Raw genomic sequence first — 20030 nt, forward strand, 5'->3', positions numbered from 1 at the left:
TTATTTTAAGGCCTTTATTTGTACAATTATTAGTTGTAATGAAGTACTGCCTCTCCAACTATTAATGGATAATTTATAAACCGCCAAAACTTTCACAAACTCAAGTAACGGTTGAAAAAATACAATACCATCAAATACTTTAACATTACCATTTAATTTTAAGAGACATTTTATATGTTTTTTACCAACCACTTTTTGCTCAATAATCTCAAATTCACCATAAAAAATTGGCTCGTCAAATCCTTGACCCCAAGGTCCAACATCAACTAATAATTGTGCATTGTTTAATGATAATTCAAATACCTCTAATTCACCATCAGTTAACAAATTAACTTTAGATATCTGGTTATCTAGATGAATTTGAATAGCATCTGAAAAAGCTTGTTTAAAATTGGAAAAATTTTCAGATTTAATACTTAATCCTGCTGCCATAGCATGACCCCCGAATTTTACAATTAAATCAGGGTTTTGTCTATCTACTATATCTAATAAATCTTTGATGTGTACACTGGGGATAGAACGAATAGAACCTTTTAAATAATTACCTGACTGAGCAAATATCGCAACTGGACAATGATAGTTTTCTTTAAGTTTACCAGCCACAATACCCACAATACCCTCATGCCAAGATGGTTCAAATAAACTAATGGCAAATCTATCATGACCCATATCTTTTTGTGTAATAGATAATTCTTGCATATCAACAATAGATTGTGCTTGGTCTTGCATACGGGCTTGTTCTTGTTTGCGTTGTTGATTAAACCTTTCTAACTCTTGAGCATAACGCCTAGCATCATTTATATCATCAGTTAATAAGCAACGTATACCACATGAAATATCACTTAAACGCCCTGCTGCATTTAAACGTGGAGCTATAGAGAAAGCTAAATCACTTGCACATAAAGTTGAACTTGGTCGATTTGAAATTTCTAATAACGCCAAAATACCTAGAGAACATTTTTTTTGTTGAATTCGTTTAATACCTTGATCAACTAAAATTCTATTATTTTGATCAAGTTTTACTACATCAGCCACTGTACCAAGTGCAACCAAATCTAATACATTTCGTAAGTCTGGTGGAACAATTCTTTGATGGATAAAATAATCACTCTCACTTAAATGAGTTTTTAAAGCAGAAAATAGATAAAAACAAACTCCAACACCTGCTAAATTTTTGCTTAAAAATTCACAATCTTTAAGATTGGGATTAATAATTGCATCTGCATTAGGAAGATTCTCATTGGGTAAGTGATGATCAGTTACAATGACTAAAATACCTGATAATTTTGCTAATTTTATCCCATCAAAACTTGAAATGCCATTATCAACTGTAATAATCACATCAGGCTGTTTTTCTTGAATAGCTAAGTTAACAATTTCCTCACTCAAACCATAACCATGTTCAAAACGATTAGGAACTAAAAAATCCACATATTTTGCTCCCATCATACGTAATGACTTAACTGCAACAACAGATGCAGTTGCACCATCACAATCAAAATCACCAACAATCAAAATACGTTTTTGATTAAGTAAAGCTTGCTCAAGTAAGACAAGCGCGATATCTAGTTGAAGGAAATTAGGCTTTAATAGGTGACTAAGATTCAAAGACAAGTGCGACTCATTAATTCCACGAGCAGCATAAATTTTCTTTAAAAAAATAGGAATATCATCTGAATATGAATCAAATAAATTTTGATCTATTGTTCTAATAAGCATTGCTAACTGTTTGAATATAGGAATCAAAGGATTTATCAGAACTTTTACTACCGCAATAAAAAAATGGTACATCAATTGCGATATTTATATCTTGTTCATCCGAACTCCAGTAGGACTGACCTTTTGTATTCGGAAAAAAAAGTAGATTAATAAGCAAATCATTATCGCCATAAAATAATAAGGTTCTTAATTCTGACTCACTAGGTAACTGCCAAGTATTTTGCTTACATAACTTAACTATATTTAGTACATTAATAAATGCCTGAGTATTGCAATTTTTACCCCAGTGACAATGGTGACTATAGTCACCATTGCTAACCCCCTGATTAAACATCAAACCAAATGTAACTACTATTTTCATCTTGCAATCCTTTATCGCTTAATTTTACTTCCCATATCAGCTTAGACTTTTGATCAAGTACACATCGATGATCTTTAGACTCACTTTTAATAATATTTTCTCGTTCTGAGACCTTAATTAACTGTGCATTAACAATCAACCTATAAATAAATAATATTAAACAAACAATTATTTTATGCATTGATAATCAACTGTTTAATTCGATCTGAACTAGCAGGTGCCATATTCAAACCATTACAAAAATGTCCAGTATTTATGAATAAATGTTCAAATTGTTCATGTTTACCTAATATGACCTTACCAGAAAGGCTTGCTGGTCTAAAACCAGACCAATGATGTTCAATTTTCGCATTAAATAAAGATGAAAATCTTTGGTAAGCAAATTTATGGAGTGATTTTTGAACAACAATATCGATATGATTATCAAAACCAACATTTTCCATGGTAGAGCCTACTAATATTCTCCCATCCTTCCTTGGAATGATATATCTACCTTGATCTAATACAATATTTTTTACCATATTTTTTGTGGATTTAAGAATAATCATTTGTCCTTTCATTGGAAAAACTTCATCAACAAGTTTTAACCATTTTGAACTCCATGCGCCAGAACAAACAATAACATCTTGTGCTAAATAATTTTTATTTTTAGTTCTTACGCCAATCACTTTATTGTTTTTTATCAATAAATTATTCACCTTAACATACTCTATGATATCCACCCCTTTATTTAAAATATCAACCTTTAATGCTTGTAGCAACCTCGGATTACGAACTTGAGCAATGTTGGAAAACAGTGCACCATCAGCATAAGGTTGATAATCAACATGATATTTATTCATCCATTGAGTTGCTAATGGCAAGTCATATTCATCCATCATTAACAAGCCAGATTGAATATATTGCGGATCAATGCCAGTATCTTCAAAAATTTGTAAACATAGATCTTCATAAATTATTTGTGAAGCAAAACTTAATTCATTAGTTAAATCATCATAACGCCAAGGATACAATGGACTAATAATACCACCACCTGCCCAAGATGACTCTTTACCGCATTCACGTTGATCTAACAAAGTAACACTAACACCTGCCATTATCAATGTCCTTGCACTCATCATACCAATAATACCGCCACCAATTACCAAACAATCAGTCATTTTCTCCAATCCACTATTATCAATACTACTACACCAATACTGATAAAAATATCAGCAAAATTAAAAATTGGATAATTAAATCCACTGTAGTGAAAATCAATAAAATCAACAACAAATCCATTAGTAATTCGATCAATCATATTACCAATTGCACCTGATAAAATCAATACTAGACTGATAAGTTTAAACTTACATCTCAAAGACGTTCTTAGAATCCAAATACTAATAATAACACTAGAAATTGCAGAAATACCTGATAAGAAATAACGTTGCCAACCACTATTATCAGCTAAAAAACTAAATGCTGCACCATAATTATGGGAAAAAGTTAACGATAAAAATTCATTAATGATAATTGAATTATCAATACCTAAATATTCATAAGCTAACAATTTTGTTAACTGGTCACAAATAACTAATAATACAACTATTAAAAAATAATGTCTTACTTTCATATTGAATTTAGATTAAATTTTAATATAACAATAACGAGTATTACAAACTCCAAACCAATAACAATCCAAAACAAATTACCAAATTCTATATAATTCTGTAAATTAGTTATAATGCCACCTATAATAATTTCTCTATTGACAATAACAATTTTGTTTAAATATTTGGTGAATAAATTAACAGTAGCAAGTGTAATACTACTAACAATAGCAGCTAATTTAGCAAAGAAAGATTCATCAAAAACAAGAACATAAATTTGCCAAAAACTAAGGACAACACTAACTAATAATATAGTTCGATAAATAAAAATAACAATTATTACTATTTTAATATGTCTAATTAACAGTAACATCCAAATCATGAGTCAGTCCTTGAAATAAGTAAATAATCATACTAATGAGCAATAATAAGAATAAGAACAACTTATTGTGAATAAAATTTATTGTTGTATCTCATTATCACAATAAAAACAGTAAATATCAACCAACCAAATAATATTTGATTATTCATATGCAAAATAGCAACTATATTCAACTTAAACAAAATTACGCCTAAAATTGATAATAAAAGGAACAAATAAGGCAATTATAAATACTACTTCACAATTATTACTACAAATTCACAATTATTACTACAAATTCACAATTATTACTACAAACATCTGTCAATTTACCGCCTATCAAACTCATTACAAATATAGACCAACACAATGAAAGCCTTGATAAAAACTTAATAATTACAAGTTCAGTTAACTCGAATGCTGACATGTTCAAAGTATATTTCACTCAAAAATTTTTAGCAATGGAAATAAAAACACTGCTACCATAAAAAAATAAATGAGAAACAGAGGAATATAGCTAATTCTAAGCATTCGAATAGATATCAAGAAAATATATAACATACAATAAACATATAAAATATGTTAATCATTATAAGTGTTGTATACGTTATAATTTACTTTTTGTTAAAACAAAATTATAAATCTATGGGTTTCTTAACTGGTAAAAAAGCACTTATTGTTGGTGTTGCATCAAATCGCTCTATTGCTTGGGGAATTGCACAAGCTATGGCTAAACAAGATTGTGAGATTGCACTAACTTATCAAAATGATAAACTTAAAAAACGGGTTAATAAATGTGCAATAGTTTGTCACTCAAATATTATTATTAAGTGTAATGTTGCTAGTGATAAGGACATTGAAAAAACCTTTAAAAAATTAAAAAACTATTGGGATAATTTTGATATCATTATCCATTCAATTGCTTTTGCACCACGTGAAGCGCTAAATGGTAACTATATTCAAGCTACTACTCGTGAAAATTTTGCTATAACACATGATATTAGTTCATACAGTTTTACTGCGCTAGCCAAATATGCATCCTCCATGCTTAATGATAATGGAGCATTATTAACAGTTAGTTATTTAGGCAGTATTAGATCTATTCCAAATTATAATGTAATGGGAGTGGCCAAGGCCTCTCTTGAGGCTAATGTTCGTTATATGGCAACAGCTTTAGGACCTGAAAGAGGAATTCGCGTTAATGCAGTATCATCAGGCCCAATTAAAACTTTAGCAGCTGCTGGTATCAAAAACTTTAGCAAACTGCTTGATTATGCTGCAGATAGTTCTGCACTTAAACGTAACGTAACCATTGAAGAAGTAGGCAATACTGCTGCATTTTTATGTTCTGATTTAGCCTCAGGTATCACCGGTGAAATCACTTATGTTGATTCTGGTTATAATTTCTATGATAAGGGACCGAATTAACAATATTATAGAAAAGAAGCTAGCTTATTATAATAGTGTATCTTTATAAATATATGAAAGTCTCGCATTATTAATACAATGTTCTGTAAATAATAAAATTCTAATTACTCCAAAATATAATCTCGATATCTTTATAATCTCGATATCTTTATTGAGTATTTAAACCATTTGATTTTATCTGTCTTTTTACAAAAAGCTTAGTCCAGTATCTATTAGTCCAGTATCTAGATACCCCTATCCTCTTAAATTTAACCTATGGAATTTAATGTTGACTAATCTCTATTTTTTCTATTAAAAGAATTACTATACCATATATTATCTCTTTTTTATTTCAAAATAAAAAATATAATTAGATTAATTAACTAAATATCAGACAAATTAAATTTTGATATACATATTATAACAAAATTATTAACAATAGTTTTTAATGATGATAATAGTATACCCAAAAATATTTTATATAAAGATTACTATACCTTCTAGTAAATTCAATTTACAAGTTTCTGCTAAAAATTTCAATTTCTGATTGAGATTTAAGCATTTCAAGAATATTTGCAAATACCTCATTTGATTCTAAGCTTAGCAAAGATTTTTCAAGTACAGCGTTGACTATTTTGATATCTGTCGTTTTAACACCTAATAGATCAATCACAATTGCATTACCTCTTTCTAAGTCTTGAACACTATAGCTAGATTTTCTATTAATTGGTTTAGCTAATGAAAACACTTTATTAACAATATTAGTTTTAACTTTATTAGAATCTCGTTTTATCCAACCCACACTATGCCATTTTAGTTTATTTTTAATCATTATTTTTTCAAGTTTATCTTTATCATTATGAGTCAATAAATCGACAATATTATTAGCGAGATTATCAACAAAAGTTTTAGCTAATAATGTTATTAAATGTGTATTAATTTCACTTTCAACTTCAGAAAAAGATTTTTGTCTTTTTGCTAATTTTTCTCGTACGCGAATGACCATTAATTTATCTTTTGATAATTCTAAAACCTCTGAATTTTCACCCTTATTAAGAACCATATCACTAAATGCAGTAGTTATAATTTTTTGGTTTAATTGAGTATTACGTTTATCAAAAAAATCACTCACTTGAAGCTTTAAATTCATTTTATCAACAATTTCCTCTAAACTTGTCTCATAGGCTAAGTTGGCTAACTCTTCAGTTAAGTTATAAAATACTTTTTGTGCTTGTTTTTGAATATATAAATCAAGTATTTCATGTTTAACTGTATCAAACGATTTAAGGGTCTTAACTTTAATATTATTTAGTTTAATAATATGATAGCCAAATTTAGATTTAACTAAATCACTTACCTCACCAAGCTTCATAGCAAATACTTTTTTCTCAAATTCTGATACCATAATACCCCGAGTAAAAAAACCTAAATTTCCTGCATCGTCTTTAGAACCTGAATCTTGAGAATATTGCTTAGCTAGCTTGACAAAATCACCACCATTATCTAATAAAGTAACAACTTTTTGTGCGGTTAATTCGTCTGTAAGCAAAATATGCTGTGCTTGTCTTTCTTCTTCTGTAGTAAAATTTTCTTGCTCATTTTCATAAAAATTAAATAATTCGTCATCACTTACTTTAATTCTTTTTGCGATTTCATTCAATGACAATTCAATAAATTCTATTTTTACTTGTTCTGGTGCAAAAAATAACTCCTTTTTATTATCATAAAAATCTTTAACACTTTGCGCATCAACCTTAACTTCTTTGATGTAATTATCAGTCTGAATAATAATATAACTAAATTTTCGTTTTTGATCGTTTAATTTTTGTAATCTTATAAGTTGTGATGGGGTAATAAAAGCAGAATCTAATAGATTAGATTTAATTTGAGTACGCCTTAATTCTTGTAACTTTATTGTCTCATATTTTTCTGTTGTATAGCCATTAAGCATTAATAATTTCTTATATTTTTCTAATGAAAATCGTCCTTCTTCTTTAAACAAATCGTTAGCTCGAATAATAGCATTAAGTTCACTGATAGTTGTTTCATAAGATAATTTTTTAGACAACTGCTCAAGCAAGTGTTTATCAAGCATTTGATTAAGAATAGATTGTTTTAATATAAAATCAAATTTTTTATCATATTTTTTATCTAATTCTTGTTGTAACCATTTTTTTTGTGGGTTAAATTCTGAAAGAAATTCTTCTTTCGAAATATCAACACCATCAAAAGAAGCAACTTTAATATTTGAAGCGCCAGTAAAATATTCACTTATACCAAATAAAGCAAAAGGAATAATAATTAAACCAATAATTAAGTAGGATATCCAGTTCTTGGTTTTGTTTCTAATTGAAACTAGCATAATAGTATGTATTAACGGCTAATGATTAATAATCTAAGAACCGTTTATATTTTAATAAAAATAAGAATTATAAACGAAAACCTTTGTATTTATACGTAGGTTTTGTTATGATTCAAAAATTGAATTTTGAATGAATCAAAACCATAATAAAGAAAAGATTATGGCGGAGCGGACGGGATTCGAACCCGCGACATCCTGCGTGACAGGCAGGCACTCTAACCAACTGAGCTACCACTCCGAATTTATTTTTTGGTGGGCGCTACAAGACTTGAACTTGTGACCCTCGCCTTGTAAGGGCGATGCTCTACCAACTGAGCTAAGCGCCCAAAAAAAATACTTAGTATTATACAACAAAAAATTAGGAATATTTACTTTAAAAATTAAGAATTCACCGATTCTTTAAGTAATTTACCTGCTTTAAATGCAGGCACTTTAGAAGCCTTAATTTGGATTGCTTCGCCTGTTTGAGGGTTACGACCTGTACGTGCTGCACGATCACGAACAACAAAACTACCAAAACCTGTAATAGCCACATTATCACCACTTGTTAATGCTGAGGTGATTGCGCCTGTCATGGCGTCTAATGCACGAGCTGAATCTGCTTTTGTTAAGTTGGAAATTTGTGAAATTACTGCAACTAAATCTGATTTATTCATTGAATTTATTCTCCTGTATGTAAACCTTTTTCGATTAAAAAATATCAAACTTGAAATTAAACTTTGGTTGAATTATCCATTAAATATCAGTACTGTCAATGGACTTTGATAAAAAATATACTAAATTTTATCTCATACTATTTCTTAACTCATCAATAAGAGGAAAAATTTTACTTTCCCAAATTCGTGGAGTTAATTCACCAATACGCTTAAAACGAATAATACCTTGCTGGTCAGTGATAAAAGTTTCAGGTGTTGCGTATACACCTAACTCAAGGCCAAGCTTACCTAATTTATCAAATACAATAGAATCATACGGATTACCAAGTCTAGTTAAAAATATATTTCCATCCTTTCTGGTATCTTTATAATTAATGCCTAATATTTGTAATGAGTTGATTTTAGCTATTTTCATTAATATTTCATGCTCAACTCTACAGGTAACACACCAAGAAGCCCAAAAATTAATCAAAGATATTTTTCCCTGTAATTTATCTTGAATAGAGTAAATTTTAGCACTATTGAAATCTTCTACTTGTAAATCTGGAAATGCTCTATCAAGCAATGGTGAAGGTAGTTTTGTAGGATCAAGTCCAAGACCTATATATAAAAAACTTACTAGTACAAAGAATAAAATTAAAGGTAGAAATTTTTTCATTGTTTATTTTTAGCTTTTTCCAATACGTAAGACACTTCTGCTGGCATGTAGTTTTCATCATGTTTAGCAAGTACCTCTGTTGCCATAAAAACGTCATCAACTAAAGAACCAGTTGTAATAACGCCCTGACCTTCTTTAAATAAATCAGGCAAAATTCCTGAATAATTAATACGAAAGGTGTTAGCATAATCAGTTACATCAAATACAACTTTAATACCATCATGTTTAACGCTATCCTTAACAACCATACCGCCTAAACGAAAATCTTTATCTTTTGGAGCCCTACCATTGGTTACATCAGTAGGAGACAAAAAATACAATAAATTCTCGTTAAATGCTTTTAAACCTAAATAACCTGCTAAACTTACACCTATTATTAATAAAGCAACTAGTACCATTCTATTTTGTCGTTTTGTCATGTTATTTTTCTCTTAAATACTTAATGCGCAAATGTTCAATTACATTTTTGTGAATAGAATATGTGCGTATAAATAAAGTTGCAATCACAATCAAGGTCATTAAATAAGAAAACCAAATATAAAAAGCATATTTTCCATACGGAAGAAAAGAAAAATATTCTGCTAACGTCACTATCTATGCTCCATAATTACTCTTTTAACCCAACTAGAATTTTGTTCTATGACCAACACTTCATCTCTAGCCCTCATTAACATAAGCGCACCATATAAAAACTTAAACGCCATACCCATTAATAATAATGCAATTAACATATCAACATCTTGGATGGATACTTTATTAATACTGACTGACGCACTCTGATGTAATGTATTCCACCATTTAACCGAATAATGAATAATAGGTAAATTAACCAAACCCACAATAGCTAATACTGAAGAAGCCCTAGATGCAGTTTTAGGATTATTAAATGCATTATTAAGTGACATATAAGCTAAATATAAAAATAATAAAATTAACTCTGAGGTTAAACGTGCATCCCACACCCACCAAGTACCCCACATTGGCTTACCCCAAACCGCACCAGTAGTTAAGGCTAAAAAAGTAAATGCTGCTCCAATAGGAGCTGATACCTTAGCAATAACATATGCTAATTTAATTTTCCAAATTAGGCCAATACCTCCTGAAATTGCCAATACTAAATAAACAAACATACTCATCCATGCAGCAGGTACATGGATAAACATAATGCGATAACTCTCACCTTGTTGATAATCAATAGGTGCCACAATTAGCCCCCAGTACAATCCGATTAATATTAGAACAATAAAAGGGATTAAAAGCCAAAGAATGATTTTTTGACTAATTTGATAGAAATTTTTAGGCGAGGCAAAGGTTTTAATCCATTTCCACATAAACCACTCCTGCTAGTTATTTAACTTATGAAGAATATTATTTTAGCGACTTATGTGCAACATTATTACGTAAATAAGTTGGCAGTGCTAACTTATTGCTAAAATTGATATGTTGGTTAGCACAGGTTAAATAAAGTACTATGAGATTCTCAGCTTTTGGATAAAAATTAGCAAAACAGGTATTAATACCTGTTTGTTGAATAAGCTCATTGTCATATACACCCCATCCATCTCCCACGCCAATAAAATATTTTCCAAGAATATCCACTTCATCAGGCTTTTGTAAACTTTCCTTACACAAGATTTGATTTTGATAAATACCCCAATATACCTCATTCATACGTGCATCAAGTGCAATAGCAATTTTGCTAATATTGTATTTTTTAAACGCTCCAAACCCAAGCAGCTCAAGTGTTGAAAAACCTACTGTAGGAATATTATATGCCAACGATATACCTTGAACTACACTAACACACATTCTAACACCTGTAAAAGATCCAGGACCTTTAGTGTAGATAATACCATCTAAGGCAGAAGGTAGCAATTGACCAGCTTTAAAAATCTCATCGCAAAGTGATAATATTAAACCTGAACTTTTATTCACATCTTGAACAAAACGAGAAAAGATTTCACCTTGAGTATAAAGACTTACCGAACACGTATTAGTACAAGTATCAATTGCTAATAAATTTATCATTTTCTTAAACTTATTATATATAAAACAAAATATTTGTATTTAAATAGTTTTAATAAATAACTAGTTGAATCATAATAATCAAGGACTTTCACTACAGCTATAAGCTTAGCCATTTCTTTTAAATTACAATCATACCATGATCTCTATTAAAGTAAAATCAAATAGGTAACTGGTCTTTTACTTCTTCAGGCGCATCAGAAGTCTCATTTTTATCCAAATTTTCTTCATAATTTAGTATGTTGTCTTCATTATTTTCTGTATCAAGCTCCCTATGCAAGAAATAATCTTTATAATCATTCATAACCTTACCTCTTTCAGAAGACGGCAGATTTTCCCATTAAGATTTAAAATCTGCAACAATATTAAGAGATTTTTGAAAATTGACTTTATCCAAAGATCTATTTTCAGGAAGATTTTCAGAATTATAAGTAAGAGTTAAAAAAGAATTATCTGTATGCAGAATTGACTCATGAAAACATCGAACGGGGCCCACTGCCGGGAGCGGCTCTAGACGGCACCCGAAACATTAGACCACATGGAAGGGTTAAAGGAACAGTTTCACCACTTTCACCACGTTCATCAAAGATTACAGAATTTGTAATAAGATCCCTGTAAGCTTGTAAAGGATGATAACAGGACATTAAAGTCTTATACCACCCCTAGGGGGAAAATAGAAGCCACACTAAAGTTGTTTTTACGGTGTGTTTTCTTAGCATTTTTAGAAGAAATACGTTTAGAATATCTTTTCCGTAATTTAAAAGGTTTTCTCATATTATTTTTCCTTTTTTAGTCTTAATTTTATTAATTGGTATCACCTAGCCCAGTTACATCAAGTAACTTTTTGGTAAAGTCATTAATTACTCGTATTGTTTAACCCCAAATACAAAATATTTATATACACAAAAATTACAGAACTATTAAGCATGCATTCTTTAATTAAACGAATATACCAATAATAACCCCTCATCAATGCTTCTTTAACTTTTTATCTCAAAACTTCTCTTTCTATTTGATAAGGTATTTTTAATTAAATACATCTTATGATATTAGTCATAAGAAATGACTTGTTATAGAATATGTAATATAATAAATTATCTAAATTTTAACAAAATCTATCCCCAAAATATTTTTTTATACAATATATAGAATTAAGTGATTGTTAAAAACAAATAATTAGTATAAAATTCTTTCTTCCTTGCTTGAGAGCACTATTTCCAAGCTATTTAAAACATAACCATAAGGAGAAAACTCATGAGACATTATGAGATTACACTTATTGTCCATCCTGATCAATCAGCTCAGGTAGGTACAATGATGGACAAATACAAAGAAATCATTACTGCTGATGGTGGTAAGATTCATAAAGAAGAGGATTGGGGGCGTAAGCATTTAGCCTATCCAATCAAGAAAATTTATAAAGCACATTACTTGATGATGAATATTGAGTGTGACCAAGAGATGCTTGATAAACTCAATTATAATTTTCGCTTTAATGATGCTATTCTTAGAAATTTAATTATTTCTAAGAATAAGGCAATTACCACACCATCAATCATGATGGTTAATAAAGATAAAGATAAAGAAAAAGAAAAAGAAAAAGGGAAGTCATAATGGCTAAGCAAATAAAAAGAAAACGTAGACCTCAAATTAAAATTAACACTTTTTGCCGTTTTACAGCAGCAGGAGTAACAAAAATTGATTATAAAGATATTGATATATTACTTAAAAATATTGATGAAAGTGGAAAAATTACACCATCAAGAATGACTGGAACCAGTGCTAAATTTCAGCGTAAACTGACAACTGCCATTAAAAGAGCTAGATTCTTAGCCCTTATTCCTTATACTGACAAACACAAGAAATAGGAGTATATCATGCAAGTAATTTTATTAGAAAATATTCAAAAATTAGGAAATTTGGGTGATGTAATTAATGTTAAGGCTGGCTATACTCGTAACTTTTTAATTCCCAAAGGTAAAGCCAAACTTGCAACTAAAACAAACTTAGCTGAATTTGAATTGATTAGAGCTAAACTACAAGTTGCTGAAGCTAAAACACTTAAAAATGCAAAAGCTATTGAAACTAAGATGACTAATACTATTTGTATTATCCAAGCTAATGCAAGTGAAGAAGGTAAATTATTTGGTTCCATCAACACCACTGATATTCAAACAAGTCTTATAAAAAATGGTTTTAAAATTGAAAAACGTAATATTAATATACCTGAAACAATTCGTCATACAGGTGAATATAAAATTAACATTAATTTACATACAAATATTACAGCAAGTGTTAAAATTGTTATTAAATCCTTCCAAAAAGCATAAAAAACTAATTCATTGTACGTTAAAATTAAAAACCCTATAATTAGGGTTTTTAATTTTTTAAAAGGTTCTTTAAAAAGAAAAGCCAATGAATATCAAAAACACCAAAATACCACCAAATTCAATCGAATCAGAACAATCTGTTTTAGGTGGTTTATTATTACATAATGAAGCATGGGATCGTGTTGCAGATATCTTAACTCAAGTAGACTTTTACAATGCCTCACATAAAATTATTTTTAATGCTATTAGCACTCTATTGCAGCACGACCAGCCTGCTGATATTCTCACTGTAAAAGAACAAGTTAAAAAAACAGATTCTGAAGAAGTTATTGGTGGCTTTTTCTATTTAGCCCAAATTGCTGAAAATACCCCTAGTATTTCTAACATTGAATCTTATGCTAAACATGTAAGAGAACTATCAGTTTATCGTCAACTAATTATTGTTAGTCACCAAATTGCCGATGCTGCATACCACCCAAAAGAAGTTGAAGTTCAAGAATTAATTGATCTTTCTGAGAAAAAAATATTTGAAATTGCCGAACAAATGACTAGGGGAAAACAAGATATTACTAATATAAAAGATATTATTAAAGATGTTGTTAATCGTGTACAAGAAATGCAAGAATATAGTGGTATAAATGGTTTAGAGACTGGCTTTATTGAATTAGATAAGTTAACTTCTGGCTTACAAAATGGCGATCTAATTATTATTGCCGGACGCCCATCTATGGGTAAAACCGCTTTTTCAATGAATATTATTGAACACATTGCTATTACTGCTAAAGAACCCAAACCAGTTGTAATATTTAGTTTAGAAATGCCAACTGAACAATTAGTAATGCGTATGATTTCATCATTTGGTCATATTGAAGGCTCAAAATTACGCAACACCATGACTGAAACTGACTGGAATAGTTTTAATCATGCTGTATTAGCTCTGGAAAAATCTACCGTTCTTATTGACGAAACCCCTTCTATTACCCCAATAGAAATTCGTGCAAAATGTCGACGATTAAAACGTCAATACCCTGACTTAGCACTAATTATGGTAGACTACTTGCAACTCATGACTGTACACGGAAAGAATGAAAACAGGGTCCAAGAAATCTCTGAAATTTCCCGTTCACTAAAAGCACTAGCTAAAGAAATTAACGTACCAGTTCTTGCCTTATCGCAACTTAATCGTGGAGTTGAATCACGCCTTAAAGCTAACAAAGGTCGTATGCCACAAATGGTTGATTTACGAGAATCTGGCTCAATTGAACAAGATGCTGATATTATTGGCTTTATCTATCGAGACCAACAATATCATGATGATACCTATTCAAACCCAGAAGAAATTGGTAAGGCAGATTTAAAGATTGTCAAACATAGAAATGGCCCCACTGGGATAATCAAACTTGCCTTTATCGGAGAATATGCACGATTTGAAGACTTGGCTAACGAGGACCAATTCCACGATATGAACGATGAACAAATAGATACAACTTATGCACATACTATAGCTAATTTTAACCAAGAACCTTTTTAATAAAAACCTTGTCTATGTGTACCATTGTTTCAATTTCACAATCAGCATTAAAGCACAATCTCTTAATTGTAAAAAAAAATTCGCCTAATTCCAAAATAGTTTCTATGGTAAAGGCAAATGCTTATGGGCACCAGATTAATTTAATCAATCCAATTATTAACCATTCTGATTTATTAGCTGTCAGCGAAATCTCGGAAGCAAGAAAGTTACGTAAAATAACAAAAAAGCCAATTTTACTTCTATCAGGTGTTATTGAAGACCAAGAACTACAACAAGCCATTAAATTAAATTGCCAAATTGTTGTACATGATAAAACCCAAATTACCACTATCAACAACACCAAACAACCAATCAATATTTGGATAAAAATTAACACAGGCATGCACCGACTAGGCTTGTCTACCCATGAATACCTTGATTTCGTAAAATTATTAGAGAACAACCCATTAATTAATACCCAATGCGTTATGAGTCATTTTGCTTGTGCTGATGAAATTAACCACCCAATGAACCAGTCTCAACTATTTGAATTTAAAAAATCAACATATCACACCACTAAACGTTCAATGGCAAATTCTGCTGCGATTTTGTCAAATCCAGCCTCACACTTTGATTATGTTCGTCCTGGTATTATGTTATACGGGGTTTCTCCTTTTGAAATTATTAATAATAATCTTAAGCCTGTTATGCAACTATCAGCACCAATTATGTCAATTAAAACCATCAAAACTGGTGATTCAGTAGGTTATGGCGCTACTTGGATAGCTAAAAAATCAACAACCATAGCGACTATCGGTATCGGTTATGGTGATGGCTATCCACGCCATGCTAAAAATGGTACTCCTGTGCTAATTAATAACAATTTATGTCCACTTGTTGGACGTGTATCTATGGATTTAATTTGCGTTGATATAAGTAATGTTAAAGCCTCTGTCGGAGATAATGTCATTCTTTGGGGGACTCAGAAATTACGCATTGAAACTATTGCAAAACACAGCAATACCATTGCTTATGAACTACTTACAGGTGTTAGTTCTCGGGTTGCTTTTATTAGTACTATATGAACCATAGTCTTATTCAGATTAGTGATTGTCACATTGATGATAATGAGTACTCTATGGGTGTTAATACACATATTAATCTAAAAAAAATTATTAGCAGAATTAGCCATATTAATATTGATGTACTATTAATTACTGGTGATCTTACTCACAAAGGCTCAATTACTTCTTACAAAACTTTACAACAGATACTATACCCCATTCAAACAAAACTACTGATCATACCTGGTAATCATGATAACAAAAACAATTTGAGCACTACTTTTTCTAAAAATTTATTTAGCCAATACACGCTTGGAAAGTGGGAAATTATTAATATAAATTCAGTGCAAGTATCAAAAATCAGTGGGTTCCTAACAAAAGATGAACTAATAAAACTAGAGCTTAATTTAGCGAAATCAATTGTTCAATATATACTCATTGCATTACACCACCCCACTGTACCAATGAACAGTACTTGGGATGATTCATTGTCTTTAAAAAACCCAGAAGCATTGTTTAACGTACTTGATAAATACCATAAAATACAAGCTATACTATTTGGTCATGCACATCAAGCGGCTGAATTTAGAAGATTAGGGGTAAAAATTATTTCATGTCCATCAACTGCCTTACAATTTAACAATGAAACTAGAATTGGCTTTAACTATTACACACTGTATGATAATGGACAACTAACAATTAACACAAAATGGATATAGAGCAATACTTATTAACATTTTTATATAATCAAAAAAGTCAAAAACTTACAGTAAAATTTCTCAAATATTTGAAATTTATTCCACTGTTAAAAGCAAATTACTCACTATTTGTACTAATTAAATACAAATAGTTAAAATTAAATACCTTTATCAAAAAATAGTTGAATTATTTCTTAAGTAAATATCAAGGAAATCATGGAAAATACTGTAAAAAAAAATCAAGAAAAAAATAAATTGGTCATTACCATTTCATCAAGAGCCTTATTTAATCTTGATGAATCTCACAAAATCTTTAAAGAACAAGGAGTTAAAGCTTATACTAAACATCAAGAAGAAAACGAAAAAGTTATTTTACAACCAGGAGTTGGTTTTTCACTAGTCAAAAAATTACTAGCACTAAATACTTCACAAAACCCCATTGATGTTATTTTACTTTCACGCAATAGCGCTGATACAAGCTTGCGTATTTTTAATTCTATTGAAAATTATGGCTTAAATATTTCAAAAGCAGCATTTACCCGTGGCGAAAGTACGCATAATCTTGTAGGTGCGTTTGGAGCAGATTTATTCTTATCAAGTAATTACCTAGATGTACAAAAAGCCTTAGAATTAGGTTTTGCAGCAGCATCAATTGTCGGTTCTGGCTCACAAAAACAACACAAAACCCAATTACGAATTGCTTTTGATGGTGATGCAGTTATTTTCTCAGATGAATCAGAACGAATTTTTCAAGAAAAAGGCTTAAAAGCCTTTATAGAAAACGAAAAAAATTCAGCTAATATTGCATTAAAAGCTGGTCCATTTAAATACTTTATAATGTCGTTACAAAAAATACAATCTTCTTTTCCGACGACAAATAACCCAATCAGAACCGCTCTAATAACCGCACGTTCTGCACCATCACATAAACGCGTTATTCACACCATGCGTAAATGGGGTATTCGTATTGATGAATCTTTCTTCCTAGGCGGGTTAGAAAAAGGTATATTTTTAAAAGAATTTAGTGCTGACATCTTTTTTGACGATCAACATCACCACTGCCAATCAGCCTCTAAATACGTACCTACAGGGCATGTTCCTAATAACATTAGCAGTCAAAAAAATCATGCTTGATAAATAATTATAACTTAACCTAATTTACGAAGAAAATAACTATCAAAAATATCTATCTAAATTAAAAACGTTAATAGTTAAAAAATTTAATATTAATTTCTTTTTTTAATCCTCCTCTGCTTTAATTTATCTTTCAGAAGTGAACTCATGGGCTTACAAAGTGTTAGAATAATACTTTTACAAATGCTTAAAATCCAAGTGAAAATATATATTTTAATACTTTCTATTATAATTTTAAATATCTTAAATCCTGTAAAAGCTGAATATACATACAATAAAAATCTAGATTTAACAGAAATACCTATTAAAAAAGCATTATACAAACCTTTTATAGAACGATATATTTTAGATGAACTTAAACTATTGCGCCAAGAACAACAACAATTAAAGGTTGATTTTGCCGAAAAAGTCGCAAACGCAAGATTAGATGTTTCTGATAGAGCAATCAGATATACAGCAGATACTACCACTAATATTTTCTACATCATTACCATTGCTGCTACCTTACTTGTATTATTAGGATGGCGTTCATTACAAGATGTTAGAGATAACATTAAAACCATTACTTCGAAACAAGTATCAGAGTTAACACAAAAATATGAGAAAAGACTAAGTATAATAGAAGATAAAGCTAGAATACGCTCTGAACAAATTATCAGTACACAACAAGATATTGCCAATACCAACCTAATTCATTCATTATGGGTACGCTCAGGCATTGCCAAAAGTGAACAAGAAAAAATTAATATTTTTGATGAAATCTTAGATCTAGCGCCAGATGATATTGAAGCATTAACCTATAAAGCCGATACTTTATTAGATATTGATGAAGACACTTGGTCACTATCTTTATCCAATCGTGCTATAGAAATAGACGATAAATATGCACTAGCTTACTGGCAAAGAGCTTGTGCAAAAGCTAAATTAAAACAACATGATGATGCAGTAGCAGACATAAAATTAGCCACTGATTTAACAGAATCACTAAAAACAGAAGTTATGAATGAAGTCTATTTCGAGAATTTAAAGGATAACAAGAAATACCAAATTTTAATTGGTAAATTTGGTAACATTAAAAATAATTAAGATATTATTAATTTTTTATAAATAATATCTTAACGAGTATCAATATAATTAACACTTGATCTAAAAAGTCTAATATTATAAATTTAAACTAATTAATACTTATAAATTTCAATATATACACTAGTTGCATAAATTTTCTTCCTAATGAATCAAGAACTAATACTTAACTAAAATTGACTTTTAGTGTAATACTTCTTTGTAGAAATCGATTTTATTAAACTATAATAAAAGACTTGCTATATATATGACCTAATTTTGTAATAATAGCACTTATTACAAAAACTACAACTGCTATAAAGTTGAAGATAATATATCCGCTTGATATATTTATTGATACTCTTAACTCTATCCGTTAACAAAACCAATAACATCATCTAATATTTTTATATATTTAACCGTGAATGAGTATGTCCAATATCTTTGAGTTTTTGTAAATATTCATGCCAAAGCTTATCGTGATTAGAAGCAAGTTTATACAAGTGTGACCAAGAATAAATACCGCTATCGTGTTTATCACTAAAAAATAAAATTACAGCGTAATTTCCTGTTGGCTGAATACGTAAAATAGTAACATTTTCTTTATTGAGTTGCAATATTTCTTGTCCTGAAGCATGACCAACTACTTCAGCTGAAGGTGAATAAATTCTTAAATATTCAGCACTAAGCAAATAATTGATCTCATCAAAGGTAATAGTTAATAAAGTTTTTTCTTTGTTTAGGCTAATATTAGTTGGTGTTTGCATTAGTTATCTTTGATATATACCATCCAATAATATTCTATCATAAATAAATTAATCAAACCTTGATAATTATAAGTGAGCAATATCATAAGATATGTTGATTTATTTTAATAAATACATAAGATTTAATAACGACTTCATGGTAATTAATCATCTTTCTAGTTTTAGTCAATATATGATACTCAATTTCTAATATTGAAATAAAATACGCATTAATCAAATTAAATTGAGATATATAACAAGAAAACTAATGAAGCTAATACTATTATCTTGAAAGATTATTTCAGTAAGAAAATGATAATAACAATAGCAAAAATAGTAATACTA

General features: G+C 29.8%; 25 protein-coding genes and 2 tRNA genes. 9 read left to right on the forward strand and 18 right to left on the reverse strand.

Going from position 1 to position 20030, the window contains the following annotated elements:
* The 6 genes from recJ to HUW60_RS03010 are packed head-to-tail and all read right to left on the reverse strand — an operon-like array spanning position 1 to position 4054.
* Positions 1-1719, reverse strand: coding sequence for a single-stranded-DNA-specific exonuclease RecJ (recJ, locus tag HUW60_RS02990; protein WP_190600068.1), 1719 nt, complete (start codon positions 1717-1719; stop codon positions 1-3).
* Positions 1709-2080 (reverse strand): Lcl C-terminal domain-containing protein, encoded by a 372-nt coding sequence (locus HUW60_RS02995; protein ID WP_238924435.1) that lies wholly within the window; start codon positions 2078-2080, stop codon positions 1709-1711. The genes recJ and HUW60_RS02995 overlap by 11 nt, the downstream gene beginning before the upstream one ends.
* Positions 2046-2261, reverse strand: a complete 216-nt coding sequence (locus HUW60_RS04995; RefSeq protein WP_238924436.1) for a hypothetical protein — start codon at positions 2259-2261, stop codon at positions 2046-2048. The genes HUW60_RS02995 and HUW60_RS04995 overlap by 35 nt, the downstream gene beginning before the upstream one ends.
* On the reverse strand, positions 2254-3240 hold the full coding sequence (locus HUW60_RS03000) for an NAD(P)/FAD-dependent oxidoreductase (RefSeq protein WP_190600069.1): 987 nt from the start codon (positions 3238-3240) through the stop codon (positions 2254-2256). The genes HUW60_RS04995 and HUW60_RS03000 overlap by 8 nt, the downstream gene beginning before the upstream one ends.
* Complete coding sequence (lspA, locus tag HUW60_RS03005) at positions 3237-3695, reverse strand: signal peptidase II (RefSeq protein ID WP_190600070.1); 459 nt, start codon at positions 3693-3695, stop codon at positions 3237-3239. The genes HUW60_RS03000 and lspA overlap by 4 nt, the downstream gene beginning before the upstream one ends.
* Entirely contained in the window at positions 3692-4054 is a 363-nt protein-coding gene (locus tag HUW60_RS03010; RefSeq protein ID WP_190600071.1) for a hypothetical protein, read from the reverse strand. The genes lspA and HUW60_RS03010 overlap by 4 nt, the downstream gene beginning before the upstream one ends.
* Before the next feature lie 624 nt (positions 4055-4678).
* On the opposite strand from HUW60_RS03010, the gene HUW60_RS03015 reads away from it, so the two are divergent.
* Positions 4679-5461: an enoyl-ACP reductase FabI gene (locus tag HUW60_RS03015; RefSeq protein ID WP_190600072.1), complete on the forward strand. Its 783-nt coding sequence runs from the start codon at positions 4679-4681 to the stop codon at positions 5459-5461.
* Between the two features lie 493 nt (positions 5462-5954).
* On the opposite strand, the gene HUW60_RS03020 is transcribed toward HUW60_RS03015, so the two are convergent.
* The 11 genes from HUW60_RS03020 to HUW60_RS05035 all read right to left on the reverse strand — a co-directional run bounded on the left by HUW60_RS03020 (position 5955) and on the right by HUW60_RS05035 (position 11915).
* On the reverse strand, positions 5955-7802 hold the full coding sequence (locus tag HUW60_RS03020) for a SurA N-terminal domain-containing protein (RefSeq protein ID WP_190600073.1): 1848 nt from the start codon (positions 7800-7802) through the stop codon (positions 5955-5957).
* A gap of 161 nt (positions 7803-7963) precedes the next feature.
* Positions 7964-8040 (reverse strand) — tRNA-Asp (locus tag HUW60_RS03025).
* Positions 8041-8052: 12 nt separating this feature from the next.
* A tRNA-Val gene (locus tag HUW60_RS03030) sits at positions 8053-8128 on the reverse strand.
* A gap of 54 nt (positions 8129-8182) precedes the next feature.
* Positions 8183-8458 carry an HU family DNA-binding protein gene (locus HUW60_RS03035; protein WP_011929987.1) on the reverse strand — a complete coding sequence of 92 codons (276 nt, stop codon included), beginning with the start codon at positions 8456-8458 and terminating at the stop codon, positions 8183-8185.
* 127 nt (positions 8459-8585) lie between these two features.
* Positions 8586-9116 carry a DsbE family thiol:disulfide interchange protein gene (locus HUW60_RS03040; RefSeq protein WP_190600074.1) on the reverse strand — a complete coding sequence of 177 codons (531 nt, stop codon included), beginning with the start codon at positions 9114-9116 and terminating at the stop codon, positions 8586-8588.
* Positions 9113-9535: a cytochrome c maturation protein CcmE gene (gene ccmE / locus HUW60_RS03045; protein ID WP_190600075.1), complete on the reverse strand. Its 423-nt coding sequence runs from the start codon at positions 9533-9535 to the stop codon at positions 9113-9115. Before ccmE ends, HUW60_RS03040 begins: the two co-directional genes overlap by 4 nt.
* Position 9536: 1 nt before the next feature.
* Entirely contained in the window at positions 9537-9707 is a 171-nt protein-coding gene (gene ccmD, locus HUW60_RS05030) for a heme exporter protein CcmD (protein ID WP_190600076.1), read from the reverse strand.
* Positions 9707-10447, reverse strand: coding sequence for a heme ABC transporter permease (locus HUW60_RS03055; RefSeq protein ID WP_190600077.1), 741 nt, complete (start codon positions 10445-10447; stop codon positions 9707-9709). Before HUW60_RS03055 ends, ccmD begins: the two co-directional genes overlap by 1 nt.
* Before the next feature lie 37 nt (positions 10448-10484).
* On the reverse strand, positions 10485-11144 hold the full coding sequence (gene tsaB / locus HUW60_RS03060) for a tRNA (adenosine(37)-N6)-threonylcarbamoyltransferase complex dimerization subunit type 1 TsaB (protein WP_190600078.1): 660 nt from the start codon (positions 11142-11144) through the stop codon (positions 10485-10487).
* Between the two features lie 157 nt (positions 11145-11301).
* Positions 11302-11445 (reverse strand): hypothetical protein, encoded by a 144-nt coding sequence (locus HUW60_RS03065; RefSeq protein ID WP_190600079.1) that lies wholly within the window; start codon positions 11443-11445, stop codon positions 11302-11304.
* Positions 11446-11792: 347 nt separating this feature from the next.
* Entirely contained in the window at positions 11793-11915 is a 123-nt protein-coding gene (locus HUW60_RS05035) for a hypothetical protein (RefSeq protein ID WP_255501573.1), read from the reverse strand.
* Positions 11916-12395: 480 nt separating this feature from the next.
* On the opposite strand from HUW60_RS05035, the gene rpsF reads away from it, so the two are divergent.
* From rpsF to HUW60_RS03105, 8 genes are all read left to right on the forward strand, one after another.
* Positions 12396-12755 (forward strand): 30S ribosomal protein S6, encoded by a 360-nt coding sequence (gene rpsF, locus HUW60_RS03070; protein ID WP_190600080.1) that lies wholly within the window; start codon positions 12396-12398, stop codon positions 12753-12755.
* A complete protein-coding gene (gene rpsR, locus HUW60_RS03075; protein ID WP_011929993.1) occupies positions 12755-13009 on the forward strand; it encodes a 30S ribosomal protein S18 in 255 nt (84 codons plus the stop codon). The genes rpsF and rpsR overlap by 1 nt, the downstream gene beginning before the upstream one ends.
* A 9-nt stretch (positions 13010-13018) precedes the next feature.
* Positions 13019-13471, forward strand: a complete 453-nt coding sequence (gene rplI, locus HUW60_RS03080; protein WP_190600081.1) for a 50S ribosomal protein L9 — start codon at positions 13019-13021, stop codon at positions 13469-13471.
* An 85-nt stretch (positions 13472-13556) separates the two neighbouring features.
* Positions 13557-15002: a replicative DNA helicase gene (gene dnaB, locus HUW60_RS03085; RefSeq protein WP_190600082.1), complete on the forward strand. Its 1446-nt coding sequence runs from the start codon at positions 13557-13559 to the stop codon at positions 15000-15002.
* Between the two features lie 14 nt (positions 15003-15016).
* The gene (alr, locus tag HUW60_RS03090; protein WP_238924437.1) at positions 15017-16066 is read left to right on the forward strand and encodes an alanine racemase; all 1050 of its coding nucleotides are present in this window, start codon (positions 15017-15019) and stop codon (positions 16064-16066) included.
* Positions 16063-16764 (forward strand): metallophosphoesterase family protein, encoded by a 702-nt coding sequence (locus HUW60_RS03095; protein ID WP_190600084.1) that lies wholly within the window; start codon positions 16063-16065, stop codon positions 16762-16764. Before alr ends, HUW60_RS03095 begins: the two co-directional genes overlap by 4 nt.
* Positions 16765-16959: 195 nt before the next feature.
* Complete coding sequence (locus HUW60_RS03100) at positions 16960-17877, forward strand: 5'-nucleotidase (protein WP_190600085.1); 918 nt, start codon at positions 16960-16962, stop codon at positions 17875-17877.
* Positions 17878-18024: 147 nt separating this feature from the next.
* Positions 18025-18963 (forward strand): TPR end-of-group domain-containing protein, encoded by a 939-nt coding sequence (locus tag HUW60_RS03105; RefSeq protein ID WP_190600086.1) that lies wholly within the window; start codon positions 18025-18027, stop codon positions 18961-18963.
* A 383-nt stretch (positions 18964-19346) separates the two neighbouring features.
* Here the strand turns inward: HUW60_RS03105 and HUW60_RS03110 are convergent, their stop codons facing one another.
* Positions 19347-19706 carry a gamma-butyrobetaine hydroxylase family protein gene (locus HUW60_RS03110; RefSeq protein WP_190600087.1) on the reverse strand — a complete coding sequence of 120 codons (360 nt, stop codon included), beginning with the start codon at positions 19704-19706 and terminating at the stop codon, positions 19347-19349.
* Positions 19707-20030 lie beyond the last annotated feature (324 nt).

Origin of the sequence: Candidatus Vesicomyosocius sp. SY067_SCS001 (assembly GCF_014706615.1) — a bacterium.
Taxonomy (GTDB): Bacteria; Pseudomonadota; Gammaproteobacteria; order PS1; family Pseudothioglobaceae; genus Ruthia.

Bases quoted from the DNA above. Each gene is read 5' to 3' on its own strand.
- HUW60_RS03065 (WP_190600079.1), bottom strand. From the start codon at position 11,445: ATGAATGATTATAAAGATTATTTCTTGCATAGGGAGCTTGATACAGAA.
- HUW60_RS03020 (WP_190600073.1), bottom strand. From the start codon at position 7,802: ATGCTAGTTTCAATTAGAAACAAAACCAAGAACTGGATATCCTACTTA.
- rpsR (WP_011929993.1), top strand. From the start codon at position 12,755: ATGGCTAAGCAAATAAAAAGAAAACGTAGACCTCAAATTAAAATTAAC.
- HUW60_RS03035 (WP_011929987.1), bottom strand. From the start codon at position 8,458: ATGAATAAATCAGATTTAGTTGCAGTAATTTCACAAATTTCCAACTTA.
- recJ (WP_190600068.1), bottom strand. From the start codon at position 1,719: ATGCTTATTAGAACAATAGATCAAAATTTATTTGATTCATATTCAGAT.
- HUW60_RS03010 (WP_190600071.1), bottom strand. From the start codon at position 4,054: ATGATTTGGATGTTACTGTTAATTAGACATATTAAAATAGTAATAATT.
- HUW60_RS03015 (WP_190600072.1), top strand. From the start codon at position 4,679: ATGGGTTTCTTAACTGGTAAAAAAGCACTTATTGTTGGTGTTGCATCA.
- rplI (WP_190600081.1), top strand. From the start codon at position 13,019: ATGCAAGTAATTTTATTAGAAAATATTCAAAAATTAGGAAATTTGGGT.
- HUW60_RS03055 (WP_190600077.1), bottom strand. From the start codon at position 10,447: ATGTGGAAATGGATTAAAACCTTTGCCTCGCCTAAAAATTTCTATCAA.
- HUW60_RS03095 (WP_190600084.1), top strand. From the start codon at position 16,063: ATGAACCATAGTCTTATTCAGATTAGTGATTGTCACATTGATGATAAT.
- HUW60_RS03110 (WP_190600087.1), bottom strand. From the start codon at position 19,706: ATGCAAACACCAACTAATATTAGCCTAAACAAAGAAAAAACTTTATTA.
- HUW60_RS02995 (WP_238924435.1), bottom strand. From the start codon at position 2,080: ATGAAAATAGTAGTTACATTTGGTTTGATGTTTAATCAGGGGGTTAGC.
- HUW60_RS03100 (WP_190600085.1), top strand. From the start codon at position 16,960: ATGGAAAATACTGTAAAAAAAAATCAAGAAAAAAATAAATTGGTCATT.
- alr (WP_238924437.1), top strand. From the start codon at position 15,017: ATGTGTACCATTGTTTCAATTTCACAATCAGCATTAAAGCACAATCTC.
- lspA (WP_190600070.1), bottom strand. From the start codon at position 3,695: ATGAAAGTAAGACATTATTTTTTAATAGTTGTATTATTAGTTATTTGT.
- HUW60_RS03105 (WP_190600086.1), top strand. From the start codon at position 18,025: ATGGGCTTACAAAGTGTTAGAATAATACTTTTACAAATGCTTAAAATC.
- HUW60_RS05035 (WP_255501573.1), bottom strand. From the start codon at position 11,915: ATGAGAAAACCTTTTAAATTACGGAAAAGATATTCTAAACGTATTTCT.
- rpsF (WP_190600080.1), top strand. From the start codon at position 12,396: ATGAGACATTATGAGATTACACTTATTGTCCATCCTGATCAATCAGCT.
- HUW60_RS04995 (WP_238924436.1), bottom strand. From the start codon at position 2,261: ATGCATAAAATAATTGTTTGTTTAATATTATTTATTTATAGGTTGATT.
- HUW60_RS03000 (WP_190600069.1), bottom strand. From the start codon at position 3,240: ATGACTGATTGTTTGGTAATTGGTGGCGGTATTATTGGTATGATGAGT.
- dnaB (WP_190600082.1), top strand. From the start codon at position 13,557: ATGAATATCAAAAACACCAAAATACCACCAAATTCAATCGAATCAGAA.
- HUW60_RS03040 (WP_190600074.1), bottom strand. From the start codon at position 9,116: ATGAAAAAATTTCTACCTTTAATTTTATTCTTTGTACTAGTAAGTTTT.
- tsaB (WP_190600078.1), bottom strand. From the start codon at position 11,144: ATGATAAATTTATTAGCAATTGATACTTGTACTAATACGTGTTCGGTA.
- ccmE (WP_190600075.1), bottom strand. From the start codon at position 9,535: ATGACAAAACGACAAAATAGAATGGTACTAGTTGCTTTATTAATAATA.